The organism is Streptomyces sp. ADMS (assembly GCF_033441795.1).
GTDB lineage: Bacteria > Actinomycetota > Actinomycetes > Streptomycetales > Streptomycetaceae > Streptomyces.
This window is the reverse complement of sequence record NZ_JAVFVX010000061.1, coordinates 35,445-50,769: the sequence shown is the minus strand read 5'-3', so window position 1 is coordinate 50,769 and position 15,325 is coordinate 35,445. Positions and strand designations below refer to the sequence as shown.

Genomic DNA, 15,325 nt, shown 5'->3' with positions numbered 1-15,325 from the left:
AAACGCCGGACGGGCTGGGATGCCCAGGCATGCGCCGGAAAGAAGCGGCAAACGGCCACCGCGTGGCGGAAACCCTGGCCCGGGAGTCGGTCCTGCTGTCGACCATCCTGGCGTACCGGTGCTGGTCGTGGTCGCCGCCCTGCTGGGCTGACCGTGCCGTGCCCGAGAAAAGGCCTCCCCCTCCCGAGCACACCGCACGACTACCGCCACCGCCACCGCTACTGGCACCGGCACCGGCACCGGCACCGGCTCAGGCGATCCGCTCCAGCACCACCGGCGCCGCCGAGAAGTCCGTCCCCGCCGCTCCGATGTCGTACGAGCCCTCGACGGCCTGGAGCGCGTACTCGAAGCGCTCCGGCGTGTCCGTGTGGAGGGTCAGCAGGGGCTGGCCCTCCGTGACCGTGTCCCCCGGCTTGGCGTGCAGCTCGACGCCCGCGCCGGCCTGCACCGGGTCCTCCTTGCGCGCACGCCCCGCGCCGAGCCGCCAGGCGGCGACGCCGACGCCGTACGCGTCCAGGCGGGTGAGGACGCCCGAGGACGGCGCCTTGATGACGTGCTGTTCCTTCGACGTCGGCAGGGTGGCGTCCGGGTCGCCGCCCTGAGCCGCGATCATCCGGCGCCACACGTCCATCGCCGAGCCGTCCGCCAGCGCCTTCGCCGGGTCGGCGTCCTTCACGCCGGCCGCGTCCAGCATCTCGCGGGCCAGGGCGAGCGTCAGTTCGACCACGTCCGAGGGGCCGCCGCCCGCCAGGACCTCGACCGACTCCCTTACCTCCAGCGCGTTGCCGGCCGTCAGGCCGAGCGGAGTCGACATGTCCGTGAGAAGGGCCACCGTGCGAACACCGTGATCAGTCCCCAGACCCACCATCGTGGACGCCAGTTCCCGCGCGTCCTCGATGGTCTTCATGAAGGCGCCCGTGCCCACCTTCACATCCAGGACCAGGGAGCCGGTGCCCTCCGCGATCTTCTTCGACATGATCGACGAGGCGATCAGCGGGATCGCCTCGACCGTGCCCGTGACGTCCCGCAGCGCGTACAGCTTCTTGTCGGCGGGGGCCAGGCCGTCGCCCGCCGCGCAGATCACGGCGCCCGTGCCGTCCAGGACGCTCAGCATCTCCTCGTTGGAGAGCAGCGCCCGCCAGCCCGGGATCGACTCCAGCTTGTCCAGCGTGCCGCCCGTGTGGCCGAGGCCGCGGCCCGAGAGCTGCGGTACGGCAGCCCCGCACGCCGCCACCAGGGGGGCGAGCGGGAGCGTGATCTTGTCGCCCACGCCTCCCGTCGAGTGCTTGTCCGCCGTGGGGCGGGACAGGGAGTCGAAGTTCATGCGCTCGCCGGACGCGATCATGGCCGCCGTCCAGCGGGCGATCTCTCGGCGGTTCATGCCGTTCAGCAGGATCGCCATGGCGAGCGCGGACATCTGTTCGTCGGCGACCTCGCCGCGCGTGTACGCGTCGATGACCCAGTCGATCTGGTCGTCGCCGAGTTCACCGCGGTCCCGCTTGGTGCGGATGACGGAGATGACATCCATCGACAGCATCGTCATGGCTTTGGCTTCCTTCCGGTGGTTCTGCGAAACTGTGCGGCCCCCCGGAGACCGAGTGACTGATCAACTCAGCCGATCAACTCAGGGGGGCCGTACGGGAGTTACTGGGCGAGATGGTCCGGGCCGAAGGCCTGGGGAAGCATCTCCGAGAGGGGCAGGATGCCCGCCGGGGTCTCCAGCAGGAGGGTCGCGCCCCCGAACTCGTACAGCAGCTGCCGGCAACGGCCGCACGGGACGAGGACGTCGCCCTTGCCGTCCACGCACGTGAAGTGCGTCAGCCGGCCGCCGCCCGTCAGCTGGAGCTCCGAGACCAGACCGCACTCGGCGCACAGCCCGAGCCCGTACGACGCGTTCTCGACGTTGCAGCCCGAGACCGTGCGGCCGTCGTCGACCAGGGCCGCGGCGCCGACCGGGTAACCGGAGTAGGGGGCGTACGCCCGGGACATCGCGTCCCGGGCCACCGCCCGCAGCTTCTCCCAGTCGACCCAGCCGCCCCGGTCGCCCCGGTCGGCGTTCGCCGGCCCGGACGCCGTCACTTGCCCTGCCCCCTGCGGTACGGCATGCCGTCCGCCTTCGGCATCCGCAGACGTTGCGCCGAGAAGGAGAGGACCAGCAGGGTCACGATGTACGGCGCCGCCGTCACGAGCTGGCGGGGGACCTCGTTGGTGTCGGCGTACCAGAAGAACATCAGGGCCGAGATGGCCGCGGTGATCACGGCGGGCACGTACCGCTTCCTCCACACCAGGTAGGCCGCCCCGAACACCAGCAGGATCGCCAGCAGCAGGATCAGCGCGTGCACGTTGGTCGTGCCACCGCGCAGGTTGAGGCTGTCGGTGTAGCCGAACAGGCCCGCGCCCAGGGCGAGTCCGCCCGGCATCCAGTTGCCGAAGATCATCGCGGCGAGGCCGATGTAGCCGCGGCCGGCCGTCTGGCCGTCGAGGTACACGTTCGAGGCGACGATCGACAGGAACGCGCCGCCGAGGCCGGCGAAGCCGCCCGAGATGATCACGGCGAGGTACTTGTACTTGTAGACGTTGACGCCCAGCGACTCGGCCGCCACCGGGTTCTCACCGCAGGAGCGCAGCCGCAGACCGAAGGCGGTGCGCCACAGGATCCACCAGCTGGCGGGTACGAGGGCCACCGCGATGACCGTCAGCGGCGACAGGTCGGTGACCAGACCGCCGACCAGGCCCGCGATGTCCGAGATCAGGAACCAGTGCTTCTGGTTGAGCGTGTCCAGCCAGCCGGACAGCCCTGGGATGTCGAAGGTGCCCAGCGAGTCGATCGGCGGGGACTGCTTGGAGGAGCCCCCCTGGGCTTCCTCGAAGGTGAACTTCGAGAGGTAGCGGGCGGTGCCCAGGGCCAGGATGTTGATGGCCACACCGGAGACGATGTGGTTGACGTTGAAGGTCACCGTCGCGATGGCGTGCAGGACGGCGCCCAGGGCACCGCCGAGGATGCCGAAGGCGATGCCCACCCACGGGCCCCACTGGTAGCCGGCCCAGGCACCGAACCAGGTACCGAGGATCATCATGCCCTCGAGGCCGATGTTGACGACGCCCGCGCGCTCGGCCCACAGGCCGCCGAGGCCGGCCAGGCCGATCGGGACGGCGAGCCGCAGGGCCGTGGACATCTGACCGGTGGAGGTGATGCCGTCGGCGCCCGTGATCAGACGCACGACCGACGTCAGGACCAGCACACCCGCGATGATCAGCAGGAGCACGGGGAGCGAGATCCGGCGCTTGCCCTTGCCGGGCTGCTGCGCCTGCGGCTTGGCGATGGTCTGGGCGCTCATCGGGCCGCCACCTCCTTCTGGGTGTTGTTGTCGGCGGCGGCTGCGGCCAGTTCGGCGCCCACCTGACGCTGCTGGCGGCGCAGGCCCCACTGACGCACGGCCTCGTACGAGATGACGACCGCGAAGACGATCAGGCCCTGCATGATGGTGGCGATCTCCTTCTCGTACGCCACCGGGGTCGCGTAGTCGAGGGCGGGAGACGCCTTGTCCAGGAAGGCCCACAGCAGGGCGGCGAACGCGATGCCGCCGGGGTTGTTGCGGCCGAGGAGGGCGATGCCGATGGCGGTGAAGCCGAGGCCCGCGGGGAAGCTCAGGCTGTAGGTGTGGACCTCGCCGAGCAGCAGCGGCAGGCCGGCCAGGCCCGCCACACCGCCGGAGATCAGCATGGAGAGGAGCACCATGCGCTTGGCGTCGACGCCGGAGGCCGCGGCGGCGGACTCGGACTCGCCGGTGGCCCGCAGGTCGAAGCCGAAGCGGGTGCGGTTGAGGACGGCCCAGTACAGGATGCCCATGAGGACGGCGAGGAAGACCAGGCCGTAGATCTCGCCGACGTCCGCCCCGAGGTCGATGCCCGGGAACCAGCCGGACTCCTTCATCACGCCGGTCGTGTTGTTGTTGCCGACCTGTACACCCCAGTTGTCGGAGAGCATCAGCCAGCCGATGAGGCTGGTGGCGATCGCGTTGAGCATGATCGTCGCGACGACCTCGCTCACACCCCGGGTGACCTTCAGGATGCCCGCGATACCGGCCCAGAAGGCGCCGGTGAGGACGGCGACCAGAAGCAGCAGCGGGATCTGGAGGAAGGACGGCAGCGACACGTTGGCGCCGACGGTGGCGGTCATCATCGCGCCCAGGCGGTACTGGCCGTCGACGCCGATGTTGAACAGGTTCATACGGAAGCCGAGCGCGACCGCGAGGGCGGCGATGTAGTACATCGACGCCTGGTTGACGATCAGGACCTGGACGTCGGAGAACGAGGCCTGCTCCAGCATCAGGGAGTACGGCTCGAACGGGTTGCGGCCCGAGGCGAGCAGCACCACCGAGGTCAGGGCGATCGCCGCGACGAGCGCGATGACCGGCCCGGCCACCGCGAGGAGCAGCCGCTCCTTGTCGAACTTCTTCATCGGGCCTCGTCCTCCGGGGCGGTGTCCGCGCTTGCGTCCGAGCCGGTCTCGGCGCTCTCTTCGATGTGCTCAAGGTGACCGGACGCGGCACCCGTCATGGCCGAGCCCAGTTCCTCCGGCGTGATGGTGGCCGGGTCGGCGTCGGCGACCAGCCTGCCGTTGTAGATGACCCGCAGGGTGTCCGACAGGCCGATCAGCTCGTCCAGGTCGGCGGAGATCAGCAGCACGGCCAGGCCTTCGCGGCGGGCCTCGCGGATCTGGTCCCAGATCTGCGCCTGGGCGCCGACGTCCACACCGCGGGTGGGGTGGGCGGCGATCAGGAAGCGCGGCTTGTGGGTCATCTCGCGGCCGACGATCAGCTTCTGCTGGTTGCCGCCGGACAGGGAGGCGGCGGTGACGTCGATGCCCGGGGTGCGGACGTCGTACGCCTCGACGATCCTGCGGGTGTCCTCCTGGGCGCCCTTCGGGTCGAGCCAGAAACCGTGCCTGCCCTTGCTGTTGGGCTTCTCGGTGACATGGCCGAGGATGCGGTTCTCCCAGAGGGGGGCTTCGAGGAGCAGGCCGTGGCGGTGGCGGTCCTCGGGGATGTAGCCGACGCCGTGCTCGCGGCGCCTGCGGGTGGGCCAGGCGGTGATCTCCTCGCCGGCCAGGGCGATGGTGCCGGAGTCGGCGCTCTTGAGGCCGATCAGGGCTTCGATCAGCTCGGTCTGGCCGTTGCCCTCGACGCCTGCGAGGCCGAGAACCTCGCCGGCGTGGATGGTGAACGTGATGTCGTCGAGGACGGCCCGGCCGCCCTCCGCTTCCAGGCGCAGCCTGTCGACCTGGATCACGGCGCGGTCGGTGACCGTGGACTCACTGGTCTCCGGCGTCGGCAGCTCGCTGCCCACCATCAGCTCGGCGAGCTGACGCGGGGTCGTCTCGGCGGGGACGGCCGTGCCGACCGTCGTACCGCGCCGGATGACGGTGATCTCGTCGGCGACCGACAGGACCTCGCCCAGCTTGTGGGAGATGAAGATGACGGCCAGGCCCTCGGACCTGAGTTCGCGCAGGTTCACGAAGAGGGCTTCGACCTCCTGCGGCACGAGGACGGCGGTCGGCTCGTCGAGGATGAGGGTCTTGGCGCCGCGGTAGAGGACCTTGAGGATCTCGACGCGCTGGCGGTCGGCGACGCCGAGGTCTTCGACGAGGGCGTCCGGGCGGACGCTGAGCCCGTAGCGGTCGGAGATCTCCCTGATCTTCTTGCGGGCGCCGCCGCCGATGCCGTGGAGCTTCTCGCTGCCGAGGACCACGTTCTCCAGGACGGTGAGGTTGTCGGCGAGCATGAAGTGCTGGTGGACCATGCCGATGCCGCGCGCGATGGCGTCGGCGGGCGACGAGAAGGCCACCTGTTCACCGTCGACCGCGATGGTGCCCTCGTCCGGCTTCTGCATGCCGTAGAGGATCTTCATCAGGGTGGACTTGCCGGCCCCGTTCTCGCCGACGAGGGCGTGCACGGTGCCCTTCCTGACCGTGAGGTGGATGTCGTGGTTGGCGACGACACCGGGGAACCGCTTGGTGATGCCCGTCAGCTCGACCGCGGTCGTCGACTGAGCGGTGAGCGGAGGGCTGCTGGACGCGTCGATGGCGCACTCTCCTTGGGAAAGGGGCCTCTCTACGCGCGTAGCGCCCCTGCTGTAAATAGTTCCCGAACCTGATCGGCCTTGATCATTTACCGACTGATCCGTACCGCCCCGTACTGTGCCAGTCCGGGCGTTCCACCGCGCGAACGGGGTGCGGATCGGCCATCCTCTCCGCACCCCGTTCCGTGGCCGTAACGCTGTTATTACAGCGCCCGACGGGCAACGCTCAAGTCCCCTGACGTCAGGAGGTCTTGACCTTGATGGAACCGTCCTTGATGCCGTCCTCGGCCTTCTTCAGCGCGGCCTGAAGCTCGGCGTTGTCCTTGAAGACCGGGTTGGAGTCGGCAAGGCTGACACCGCCCGAAGCGAGATCGGCGCGGACGACACCGGTCTCGGGCTTGCCGTCCTCGACCGACTTGGCCAGGTTGTAGACAGCCCCGGCGACGTCCTTCATGGCCGACGTCAGGATCGAGTCCTTGTACTTGGCCAGCGCGTCCTGCTTGTACTGGTCCGAGTCGACACCGATCGCCCAGACCTTGTTCGCGGCGGCGGCCTTGATCACGCCCTGGCCGGAGAGACCGGCGGCGGCGTAGACGACGTCCGCCTTGGCGTCGATCATGCCCTCGGCCGCGCTCTCACCCTTGTCGGGGCTGGAGAAGCCGCCCTCCTGCGCGGTCTCGGTCAGGTACTGGGACTTGACCGTGACACCCTTCTTGGTGTCCTCGACGCCCTGCTTGTAGCCGGCCTCGAACTTGTGGATGAGCGGGATGTCCACACCGCCGACGAAGCCGACGACGTTCGTCTTGGTGGTGAGGGCGGCCGTGACACCGGCGAGGTAGGAGGCCTGCTCCTCGGTGAAGACCATGTCCGCGACGTTGTCGGCCTGGACCTGCTCGTCGTCGACGACGCCGAAGGTCACCTTCGGGAACTTGGCGGCGACCTCCTTGACGGCGGGCGCGTAGGCGTAGCCGACGCCGATCACAGGGTTGTAGCCCTGCTTGGCGAGCTGCTCCAGGCGCTGGGCCTTGTCCGCGTCCGACTCGCCGTCCTGCGGCTCGACGGCGGTGCTCTTGTAGCCGAACTCCGCGTCGGCCTTGTCCATGCCGGCGGTAGCGGCGTCGTTGAAGGACTGGTCGCCCTTGCCACCGACGTCGTAGGCGAGGGCGAGCCCCTTGCCTTCGCTGTCGCTGCTGGAGGACGAGGACGAGCTGCCACAGGCAGAGGCAGTTACGGCGAGGGTGGCGGACGCGATACCCGCAACCGCGATTCGGGACAGCCGGCGCATGGGAGGGACTCCTTTGTGCAAGCGCCATACCAGGCGCTGGTTCCGCCGCAGCGTAACGCGCGTAGACCAGACGGAAAACCCCAACTGTCCGGTCCGTTACCGAGCTGTGGCCGCAGTCACGGCCCACATTACGGACAGGAGGGCGCCCCTGCAGGGAAGCAAGCGGCGTATGTGCAGGAACGATGCCCGGCCGGGCGTATCCAGGGCCACCGGGACGGCGGTCCGCCGACCGAAGGCCGGCCAAGGCCGGACGCGGCCAGAACCGAGCCCGCCAAGGGCCGCGACCGCCCGGTCATCGACGACGCCCTGCCCGGCGCGGACGCCGTACGCGAGCGGTGTCCCGCCGAGGACAACCGGACCGGGGGCTGACCGCACACGGCGTACGGCCCGGGCCGCCCGGTGGCGGCACCCCCGACCACAGCCCGTCAGGTCGTAGGACGCGGCGGTCCCGGTGGGCGCATCCCTGCGCGACGGCGCCCAGCACGGCGGCGCTGCACTCCGCGACGAGCCCGGACGCCCGGTTTACCTGCGACGGGCAGTGCCCCGACCGCGAGGCCGGGGCACTGCCCGTCGTACGGTCCCGTCGCGCGACCGTCAGGTCACGTCCGCGGAACCGACGGCGTCACTTTGTGTTGACGGTGACCGTGCCGTCGATGATCTCCTGCTTGGCCTTGTCGACCGCGGCCACGACGTCCGTCATCGCCTTGTACTTCGGGTTGGTGTCGGCGAAGCCGACGCCGCCCGACTTCAGGTCGCCGCGCTGCACGCCGGACAGCGGCTTGCCCTCGTGCACGGACTTCGCCAGGTCGTAGACCGCGCCGCCGACGTTCTTCAGGGCCGAGCCGAGGATGTAGTCCTTGTACTGGGCGAGCGCCTGCTGGCTGTACTGGTCGGAGTCGACACCGATGGCCCAGATCTTCTTGGAGGCGGCCTCGGAGATCACACCCTGACCGGACAGGCCGGCCGCGTGGTACAGCACGTCGGCGCCTGCCTCGATCTGACCGCTGGCCGCGTCCTTGCCCTTGTCGGGGCTGGCGAAGCCGCCCTCCTGGGCCGTCTCCGTCAGGTACTGCGACTCGATCTCGATGTCCGGGGAGATGGACTTGGCGCCCTGGACGAAGCCCGCCTCGAACTTGTGGATGAGGGGGATGTCCACGCCGCCGATGAACCCGATGTGGTTCTTCTTCGTCGCCTTGGCGGCGGCGACACCGGCCAGGTAGGAGGCCTGCTCCTCGTGGAAGACGAGGTCGGCGACGTTCTTCGCGACGACCTGCTCGTCGTCGATGATGCCGAAGGTGGTGTCCGGGAACTTAACGGAGACCTCCTTGATGGCGGGCGCGTAGATGTAGCCGACGCCTATCACCGGGTCGTAGCCGGCCTGGGCGAGCTGGGTGATGCGCTGGACCTTGTCGGCGTCGGACTCGCCGTCCTGCGGCTCGATGTCCCGGCCGCCCATCTTGAACTCCGCGTCGGCCTTCTCGAAGCCGGAGTACGCGGCGTCGTTGAAGGACTGGTCGCCCTTGCCGCCGATGTCGTAGGCGAGGCCGATGCCCTTGCCCGTGTACTTGCCGGTCTCGTCGGAGCTGCCGGCGCTGGTGCTGGACTCACCGCAACCGGCTGCGGTGAGGGCGACGACCGCGACGGTCACCGCAGCTTGGGAGAACCGAGTCCTCCGAGAAATAAGACGCACAGCAGGCACCCCTTCATCCCCACGGCACCGTCCCCGGCCCGCTTACCCAATGCGCCACCTACGGCAGCGATTGCGGCGCACAGTAACGCGCGTAGAAAGGGAGGGGAACGGGGTTTCGAGAGGCCGTTATCGATTCGTGCCGAGGGGGGTTACGTTTGCGTACTCACGGTTACGCCGGAGTGAAACAAACGGACGAACCCGCACCGATGGGACAGGGAGGGGGCACCGCGCCGGACTGCCCGCGCGATGCCCCCTTCCCGGCCGTTTCCCTACGCCTGCCGCTCTTCCGCGTCGATCAGCGCGGCGGCCGTGAACAGTTCCACGCCGACCGTGATCGCGTACTCGTCGGCGTCGAAGTCGCCCTGGTGCAGATCACGCACACCCCGGTCCCCCGGCCTGCGCACGCCGAGCCGGGCCATCGCGCCGGGCACCTTCTCCAGGTACCAGGAGAAGTCCTCGCCGCCGAGGCTCTGTGCGGTGTCCTCAACGGAGTGGGCGCCGAGCCGGGCGGTCATGGCGTCGCGCAGCAGCTCGGCGACCGACGCGTCGTTGACGACGGGCGGCACACCGCGCACGTAGGTGATCTCGGACTTGGCCCGGTACAGGTTGGCGATCTCGTCGATGGCCGCGTGGACGAGGTCGGGCGCCTGGTGCCAGGCGTCGAGGTCGAGGCACCGCACGGTCCCGGAGAGCTCGGCGTGGTGCGGGATCACGTTGCAGGCGTGCCCCGACTCGATGCGCCCCCAGGTCACGGAGAGCCCGCTGCGGGCGTCGACGCGCCGGGCGACGAGCGCGGGGACGTCGGTGGCGACCCGGGCGACGGCGGTGACCAGGTCGGTGGTGAGGTGGGGGCGCGCGGTGTGTCCGCCGGAGCCGTCGAGAGAGACCTCCAGCCGGTCGCAGGCGGAGGTGATGGGGCCGTGGCGCAGCCCGATCCGCCCGGCGTCGACCTTCGGGTCGCAGTGCACGGCGATGATCCGCCCGACCCCGTCGAGCACGCCGAACTGGATCGCGTCGGCGGCACCGCCGGGCAGCACCTCTTCGGCGGGCTGGAAGATCAGCCGCACCGGACGCGGCAGCCGGCCCTGGCGGTGCAGGTCGGCGAGGACGAGGCCGGCGCCGAGGACGACGGTGGTGTGCACGTCGTGGCCGCAGGCGTGCGCGCGGTCTGGCACGGTGGAACGGTACGCGCAGTCACTCTTCGTGTCCGGGATGGGCAGGGCGTCGATGTCGCCGCGCAGGGCGAGCATGGGCGCGGCGGTGCCGTCGCGCCGCCTGTCGGGGTCGACGCCGATGTCGCACACGAGCCCGGTTCCGCCGCCGAGCACCCGCGGCTGGAGGCCGGCCTTCTCAAGCCGTGCCTTGATCGCGGCGGTGGTGCGGAACTCCTGGTTTCCCAGCTCCGGGTGCATGTGGAGGTCACGCCGGAACTCGACGAGTTCGGCGCGCAGCGCTTCCGGCAGCGTGCCGGGAAGCGCGGCTTCCCCGGGGAGGTCGAACTCGGACTCTCGGGACATCAATTGCTTCACCCTTTGAAGGGTAGGACGCCCGGGCGGCCGACTGACCACGATCAACAAAAATTCAACCTGTCAGGGGAAGAAAATCTGACCGCCGTAGGCATACTCGCTTACTGGGATGGGTAAACTCGTCGGCCTTTCCCAGCACCCACTTCCGTCTACCTGCGTCCACGATGCCACGCCGTCCACCGCGTCGCGGGAACTGTCCACCCACCGAAACGGCCAGGGGCACGTCACATGAACACTCACCGTCGCCCGCGAGAACGCCCCCACCCCCGCACCGCCCGCCGGTAACGTGCACCCCCGTGACCGCCCCGAACCAGAACTCCGCCCCGCACTCCACACGGACCCCCGTACCGGATATACCGAACACACCGGACTTCCTGCACGCCACCCGCGCGGCCTACGACGCCATGGCCGTCGACTACACAGAGCGATACGCGGACCACTTGGCGGACCTCCCCCTGGACCGCGCTCTCCTCGCCGCCTTCGCCGAGCTGGTGCGGGCGCAGGGTCCCGAGCCCGTCGCGGACATCGGCTCCGGGCCCGGCCACGTCACCGCGAGACTGCACGCCCTCGGCGTACCGGTGTTCGGCGTGGACCTGTCCCCGCGCATGGTGACGCTGGCCGGCCGGGCCCACCCGGAACTCCGGTTCCACGTCGGCTCGATGACGTCCCTGGACCTCCCGGACGAGACCCTGGGCGGAGTCCTGGCCCTCTACTCGATCATCCACATCCCGGACAGCGACCTGCCCACGGTGTTCGCGGAGTTCCACCGCGTCCTGGCCCCCGGCGGCCATGTCCTGCTGGCCTTCCAGGCGGCCCCGGACGACGACCATCTGCACCTCGCGGAACGCTTCGGCCACCGGATGTCGCTGGACTACTGGTTCCGTACGCCGGACAGGGTGGCCGGGCTCCTGACCAAGGCGGGCCTGACACCGCACGCGCAGACGGTCCGGGAACCGGACGAGGACGAGACCCGCCCGCGCGCGTTCCTGCTGGCGCGGAAACCGGTGTGACCCTGGGCGCCACCGTTTCCGCCCGTCACGACGGTCATGTCGTGCTGCTGAATCCGGAGGGCAACGAGTTCTGTGTGGCGGAGGGCGCGTGAGAAGCCTCACGGGCGAGGGGCGAGAGGCGTGACGGGGGGGACGGGCGTTCAGCCCGTCGCCTTCGCTTCCTTCGTCGGCCGGCCCGGCTCCGTCGACACCCGCTCCACGTCCCGGGCGGACCCCGTGACCCCCGACAGGAATCCCTGCGCCCGCGGCGAGGCGTTCGCCGTCAGCCAGGCCGGGTCGATGTCGCAGACGGCGACCTTGACGTCCGTGCCCGCCAGGGCCAGGGGGAGGGTGTGGACGACCGTCGAGGGGAAGCTGAGGATCGTACGGCCGATGGGGCCGCGGCGGGCGATCAGTTCCAGGGGGAGGTCCGGGCGGACCACCTCCAGGCCCGTGCAGGCCGCCAGGTCGTGGAGTTTCTCGGGGCTTTCGCGGCGGTGGGCGAAGTAGCGCGTCACACCGTGGGTCCTGGCCAGGGTGCGGACCGCTTCGCGGTAGCGGTCGGCGTCGACCACGCCCGTTTCCACGAGCGACGTGCCGACCATGTCCGCGCCCTCGGCGATGTGCGGGGGGCCGAAGCGGGAGCGGGTCCAGGCGAAGTCGTTGGCGGTGACCTCGACGCCCTTGGGCGTGTCCTCGATCGGCATCGAGGAGAAGATCTCGACCCGGCGCTTGCCGCCCGGGGTCAGCCGGCGGCGGGCCTTCGACGACACCGGGAGGAACAGCATGTCCCTCGCTCCGGGGCGGCGGGACTTGCGGTGCCAGCGCACCAGGCGCTCACCGCGCGCGAGCTGGGAGACGAACTCCATCGTCGCCGTGCCGTCGTCGACCACGACGAGGTCACGGGCGTTGGTGATGTTGAGCAGTACCTGTACGTATCGGGAGAACGGGTCCCCCATCACGATCCGCTGCGTCCTGCGCAGCAGGGGGGCGAGGCCGCCGATCGTGCGGAAAGGGGCCGACGTCCCGGCCCGCGCGTCCTCCCAGCGGACCTCGTGACCTTCCTCACGGGCCAGCTCTGCCATACGGCGCAGCTGGCTCCGGGTCATCGGGTCGACCGGGGACAGGACCACCAGGATCAGTCCGCCACCGGAAGGTTCCCTGTCGGCCGTCGGCCGACTCCTGCCCCTGCGCCAGCGGCGTGGCGTCTGGCCGGGGAGTTTGCCCTTCCTGCGGGCGGAAACAGCCGACGCCGGACCGCCGGCCCCCTCCGGGCTGGGCGCATGTGCGTGCACATGCGCCCATTCCAGCACGTTCAGGAGCTGGACCGGACTCTCAACGAAGGCGAGAGTTTGGGGGCCGGTGGTACCGGCGCGTGGGCTCATCGACGTACGACCGTCGCTTCCGTGAGTACGGACTGGGGAATCCGCGTGGACGGAGTGCTCACCGGCTGGCGCCGGTGAAGCCGCCGAGTGGTGCGGATCAGGCGGTGACGGGCTCGCCGGCGGCGGCAGCGATCTCCGCGTCGGCGATGACGCCGGAGACACGGCGCAGCTTCTTCATCGGGCCGATCTCGGACTCGTAGACCTTCTTGACGCCGTCACCGAGAGACTCGGAGATGGTGCGGATGTCACGGACGAGGCGGGTCAGGCCCTGCGGCTCGACGGAGGCGGCCTGGTCGGAGCCCCACATCGCGCGGTCGAGGGTGATGTGACGCTCGACGAAGGTGGCACCGAGGGCGACCGCGGCCAGCGTGGTCTGCAGGCCCGTCTCGTGGCCGGAGTAGCCGATCGGGACGTTCGGGTACTCCTTCTCCAGCGTGTTGATCACGCGGAGGTTGAGCTCCTCGGCCTTCGCCGGGTAGGTGGAGGTCGCGTGGCACAGGAGGATGTTGTCCGAGCCCAGGACCTCGACCGCGTGGCGGATCTGCTTCGGGGTGGACATACCCGTCGACAGGATGACCGTGCGGCCGGTCTTGCGCAGGGCGACGAGCAGCTCGTCGTCCGTCAGGGACGCGGAGGCGACCTTGTGGGCCGGGACGTCGAACTTCTCCAGGAACGCGACGGCCTCGGTGTCCCACGGGGACGCGAACCAGTCGATGCCGCGCTTCTTGCAGTGCTCGTCGATCTGGCGGTAGTCGTCCTCACCGAACTCCACACGGTGGCGGTAGTCGATGTAGGTCATGCGACCCCAGGGGGTGTCGCGCTCGATGTCCCACTGGTCGCGCGGGGTGCAGATCTCCGGGGTGCGCTTCTGGAACTTGACCGCGTCGCAGCCGGCTTCGGCGGCCACGTCGATCAGCTTGAAGGCGTTCTCAAGGTCACCGTTGTGGTTGATGCCGATCTCGCCGCAGATGTACACGGGCTGGCCGGGGCCGGCGGTCTTCGAGCCGAACGAGCGCAAGCGGGTGGAGGTCATTCCGGGGGTTCCTTACTTCTTGTTGAGGGGGTCGAGAGAGGGGCCGAGGATCCAGCTGGCGATCTCTCGGATCGCGCCGTCGCCGCCGGGAACGGTGGTGACCGCGCGTGCGGCGCCGCGCACAACGTCGTGGGCGCTCGCGACCGCCACGGGCCAGCCCACGAGGGCGAAGCACGGGAGGTCGTTGACGTCGTTGCCGACGTAGAGCACGCGCTCCGGCGCGATGCCCTGCTCCTCGCACCACTGCTTCAGCGCGAGGTCTTTCCGGTCGATGCCGTGCAGCACGGGCAGCTGTAGCTTCCGTGCGCGGGCGGCGACGACCGGGTTCTGCTCCGAGGACAGGATCAGCATGGTGAGGCCGCTCCTGCGCAGGGCGGCGATGCCGAGGCCGTCACCGCGGTGCACGGAGACGAACTCCCGTCCCTCGGAGTCGATCAGCACCCTGTCGTCGGTCTGGGTGCCGTCGAAGTCGAGTACGACCGCGTCGATGTCGTCGGCGGTCGGGAGGGCGCCGGGACGGTTCGCGTCGAAGAGCGTCGCGAGGGCCCGGGCGCGGGCGAGGTCGTGCGGGTCGTCGATCTCCAGCACGCGGGCCGGGTCGGTGCGCACGGGTTCGGTGTGACCGAAGAAACGGTGCTTCGACTGGCGGAAGCCCGTCGCGTTCATGGCGTAGACGGCGCCGGTCTCCAGAAGGTCCTGGGGACGGTCCTGGCGGCGGGGCCGGAAGGACTTGTCATGATTTACGCCATAGCCGCCGCCGACGGTCACCGTCTCGGTGGCCACGGAGCCGGTGCCGCCCTCGACGGCCGTGCGCTCGCCGGGCGCCGGCTGCGGGTCGTCGGCGGCGTCGCGCCAGATGAAGCCGTGGAAGGGGGCGACGGTCAGCGCGCTGTCCGCGCCGTTGTGCACGACCGCGGCGACGACTCCGTCGACGTCCTCGCGGATGATGAACGGGCTGGTGCACTGCACGAGCAGCACCACGTCGACCCTGGCGCCGTGCAGCGTCTCGTGGGCGTCCATGGCGTGCAGGACGGCGGCCTCGGAGGTCGCGGTGTCACCTGCGATGGCGGCGGGGCGCAGCACGACCTCGGCGCCGGCCTGCCGGGCGGCGGCGGCGATCGCCTGGTCGTCGGTGGAGACGACGACGTCCGTGACCAGCTTGGCGGCGAGGCACTCGCGCACCGCGCGGGCGACCAGCGGGACCCCGCCGACGGGCAGCAGGTTCTTCGCGGGGACGCCCTTGGAGCCGCCTCGCGCGGGAATCACCGCGAGCACGCGGGGCCGCGCTGTCGCTCGGCCCGCTTCCGGGTTGGACTCCGGGTTGGACATTGCCTGT

14 protein-coding genes are annotated in these 15,325 nt (G+C 70.0%); 3 read left to right on the top strand and 11 right to left on the bottom strand.

What is annotated here, in order from left to right; all coding sequences use genetic code 11:
• Positions 1-250: 250 nt before the first annotated feature.
• The 6 genes from RB628_RS24995 to RB628_RS24970 form a co-directional block, all read right to left on the bottom strand.
• Positions 251-1,534 (bottom strand): thymidine phosphorylase, encoded by a 1,284-nt coding sequence (locus RB628_RS24995; RefSeq protein WP_318322766.1) that lies wholly within the window; start codon positions 1,532-1,534, stop codon positions 251-253.
• A gap of 110 nt (positions 1,535-1,644) precedes the next feature.
• Positions 1,645-2,079, bottom strand: a complete 435-nt coding sequence (locus RB628_RS24990; RefSeq protein WP_318322759.1) for a cytidine deaminase — start codon at positions 2,077-2,079, stop codon at positions 1,645-1,647.
• A complete protein-coding gene (locus RB628_RS24985; protein WP_318322758.1) occupies positions 2,076-3,338 on the bottom strand; it encodes an ABC transporter permease in 1,263 nt (420 codons plus the stop codon). The genes RB628_RS24990 and RB628_RS24985 overlap by 4 nt, the downstream gene beginning before the upstream one ends.
• Entirely contained in the window at positions 3,335-4,462 is a 1,128-nt protein-coding gene (locus tag RB628_RS24980; RefSeq protein ID WP_318322757.1) for an ABC transporter permease, read from the bottom strand. Before RB628_RS24980 ends, RB628_RS24985 begins: the two co-directional genes overlap by 4 nt.
• Complete coding sequence (locus tag RB628_RS24975; RefSeq protein WP_318322765.1) at positions 4,459-6,084, bottom strand: ABC transporter ATP-binding protein; 1,626 nt, start codon at positions 6,082-6,084, stop codon at positions 4,459-4,461. The genes RB628_RS24980 and RB628_RS24975 overlap by 4 nt, the downstream gene beginning before the upstream one ends.
• Positions 6,085-6,322: 238 nt before the next feature.
• Complete coding sequence (locus RB628_RS24970; protein ID WP_318322756.1) at positions 6,323-7,366, bottom strand: BMP family ABC transporter substrate-binding protein; 1,044 nt, start codon at positions 7,364-7,366, stop codon at positions 6,323-6,325.
• Between the two features lie 171 nt (positions 7,367-7,537).
• Between RB628_RS24970 and RB628_RS24965 the strand changes: the two genes are divergently transcribed.
• Positions 7,538-7,735, top strand: coding sequence for a hypothetical protein (locus RB628_RS24965; protein ID WP_318322755.1), 198 nt, complete (start codon positions 7,538-7,540; stop codon positions 7,733-7,735).
• 253 nt (positions 7,736-7,988) lie between these two features.
• Here the strand turns inward: RB628_RS24965 and RB628_RS24960 are convergent, their stop codons facing one another.
• Both RB628_RS24960 and RB628_RS24955 read right to left on the bottom strand, forming a co-directional pair.
• On the bottom strand, positions 7,989-9,014 hold the full coding sequence (locus RB628_RS24960; protein WP_318322753.1) for a BMP family ABC transporter substrate-binding protein: 1,026 nt from the start codon (positions 9,012-9,014) through the stop codon (positions 7,989-7,991).
• A gap of 311 nt (positions 9,015-9,325) precedes the next feature.
• Complete coding sequence (locus RB628_RS24955) at positions 9,326-10,573, bottom strand: amidohydrolase (protein WP_318322752.1); 1,248 nt, start codon at positions 10,571-10,573, stop codon at positions 9,326-9,328.
• Positions 10,574-10,878: 305 nt separating this feature from the next.
• Here RB628_RS24955 and RB628_RS24950 point away from each other — a divergent pair, with 305 nt between their 5' ends.
• Entirely contained in the window at positions 10,879-11,592 is a 714-nt protein-coding gene (locus RB628_RS24950; protein ID WP_412180720.1) for a class I SAM-dependent DNA methyltransferase, read from the top strand.
• Positions 11,589-11,684, top strand: coding sequence for a VOC family protein (locus RB628_RS42685; protein ID WP_412180719.1), 96 nt, complete (start codon positions 11,589-11,591; stop codon positions 11,682-11,684). Before RB628_RS24950 ends, RB628_RS42685 begins: the two co-directional genes overlap by 4 nt.
• A 48-nt stretch (positions 11,685-11,732) precedes the next feature.
• Here the strand turns inward: RB628_RS42685 and RB628_RS24945 are convergent, their stop codons facing one another.
• The 3 genes from RB628_RS24945 to RB628_RS24935 all read right to left on the bottom strand — a co-directional run bounded on the left by RB628_RS24945 (position 11,733) and on the right by RB628_RS24935 (position 15,318).
• Positions 11,733-12,956, bottom strand: coding sequence for a hypothetical protein (locus RB628_RS24945; protein ID WP_318322751.1), 1,224 nt, complete (start codon positions 12,954-12,956; stop codon positions 11,733-11,735).
• Between the two features lie 97 nt (positions 12,957-13,053).
• Positions 13,054-13,989 (bottom strand): N-acetylneuraminate synthase family protein, encoded by a 936-nt coding sequence (locus tag RB628_RS24940; protein ID WP_053745842.1) that lies wholly within the window; start codon positions 13,987-13,989, stop codon positions 13,054-13,056.
• Between the two features lie 12 nt (positions 13,990-14,001).
• Positions 14,002-15,318: an N-acylneuraminate cytidylyltransferase gene (locus tag RB628_RS24935; RefSeq protein ID WP_318322750.1), complete on the bottom strand. Its 1,317-nt coding sequence runs from the start codon at positions 15,316-15,318 to the stop codon at positions 14,002-14,004.
• Positions 15,319-15,325: the final 7 nt, after the last annotated feature.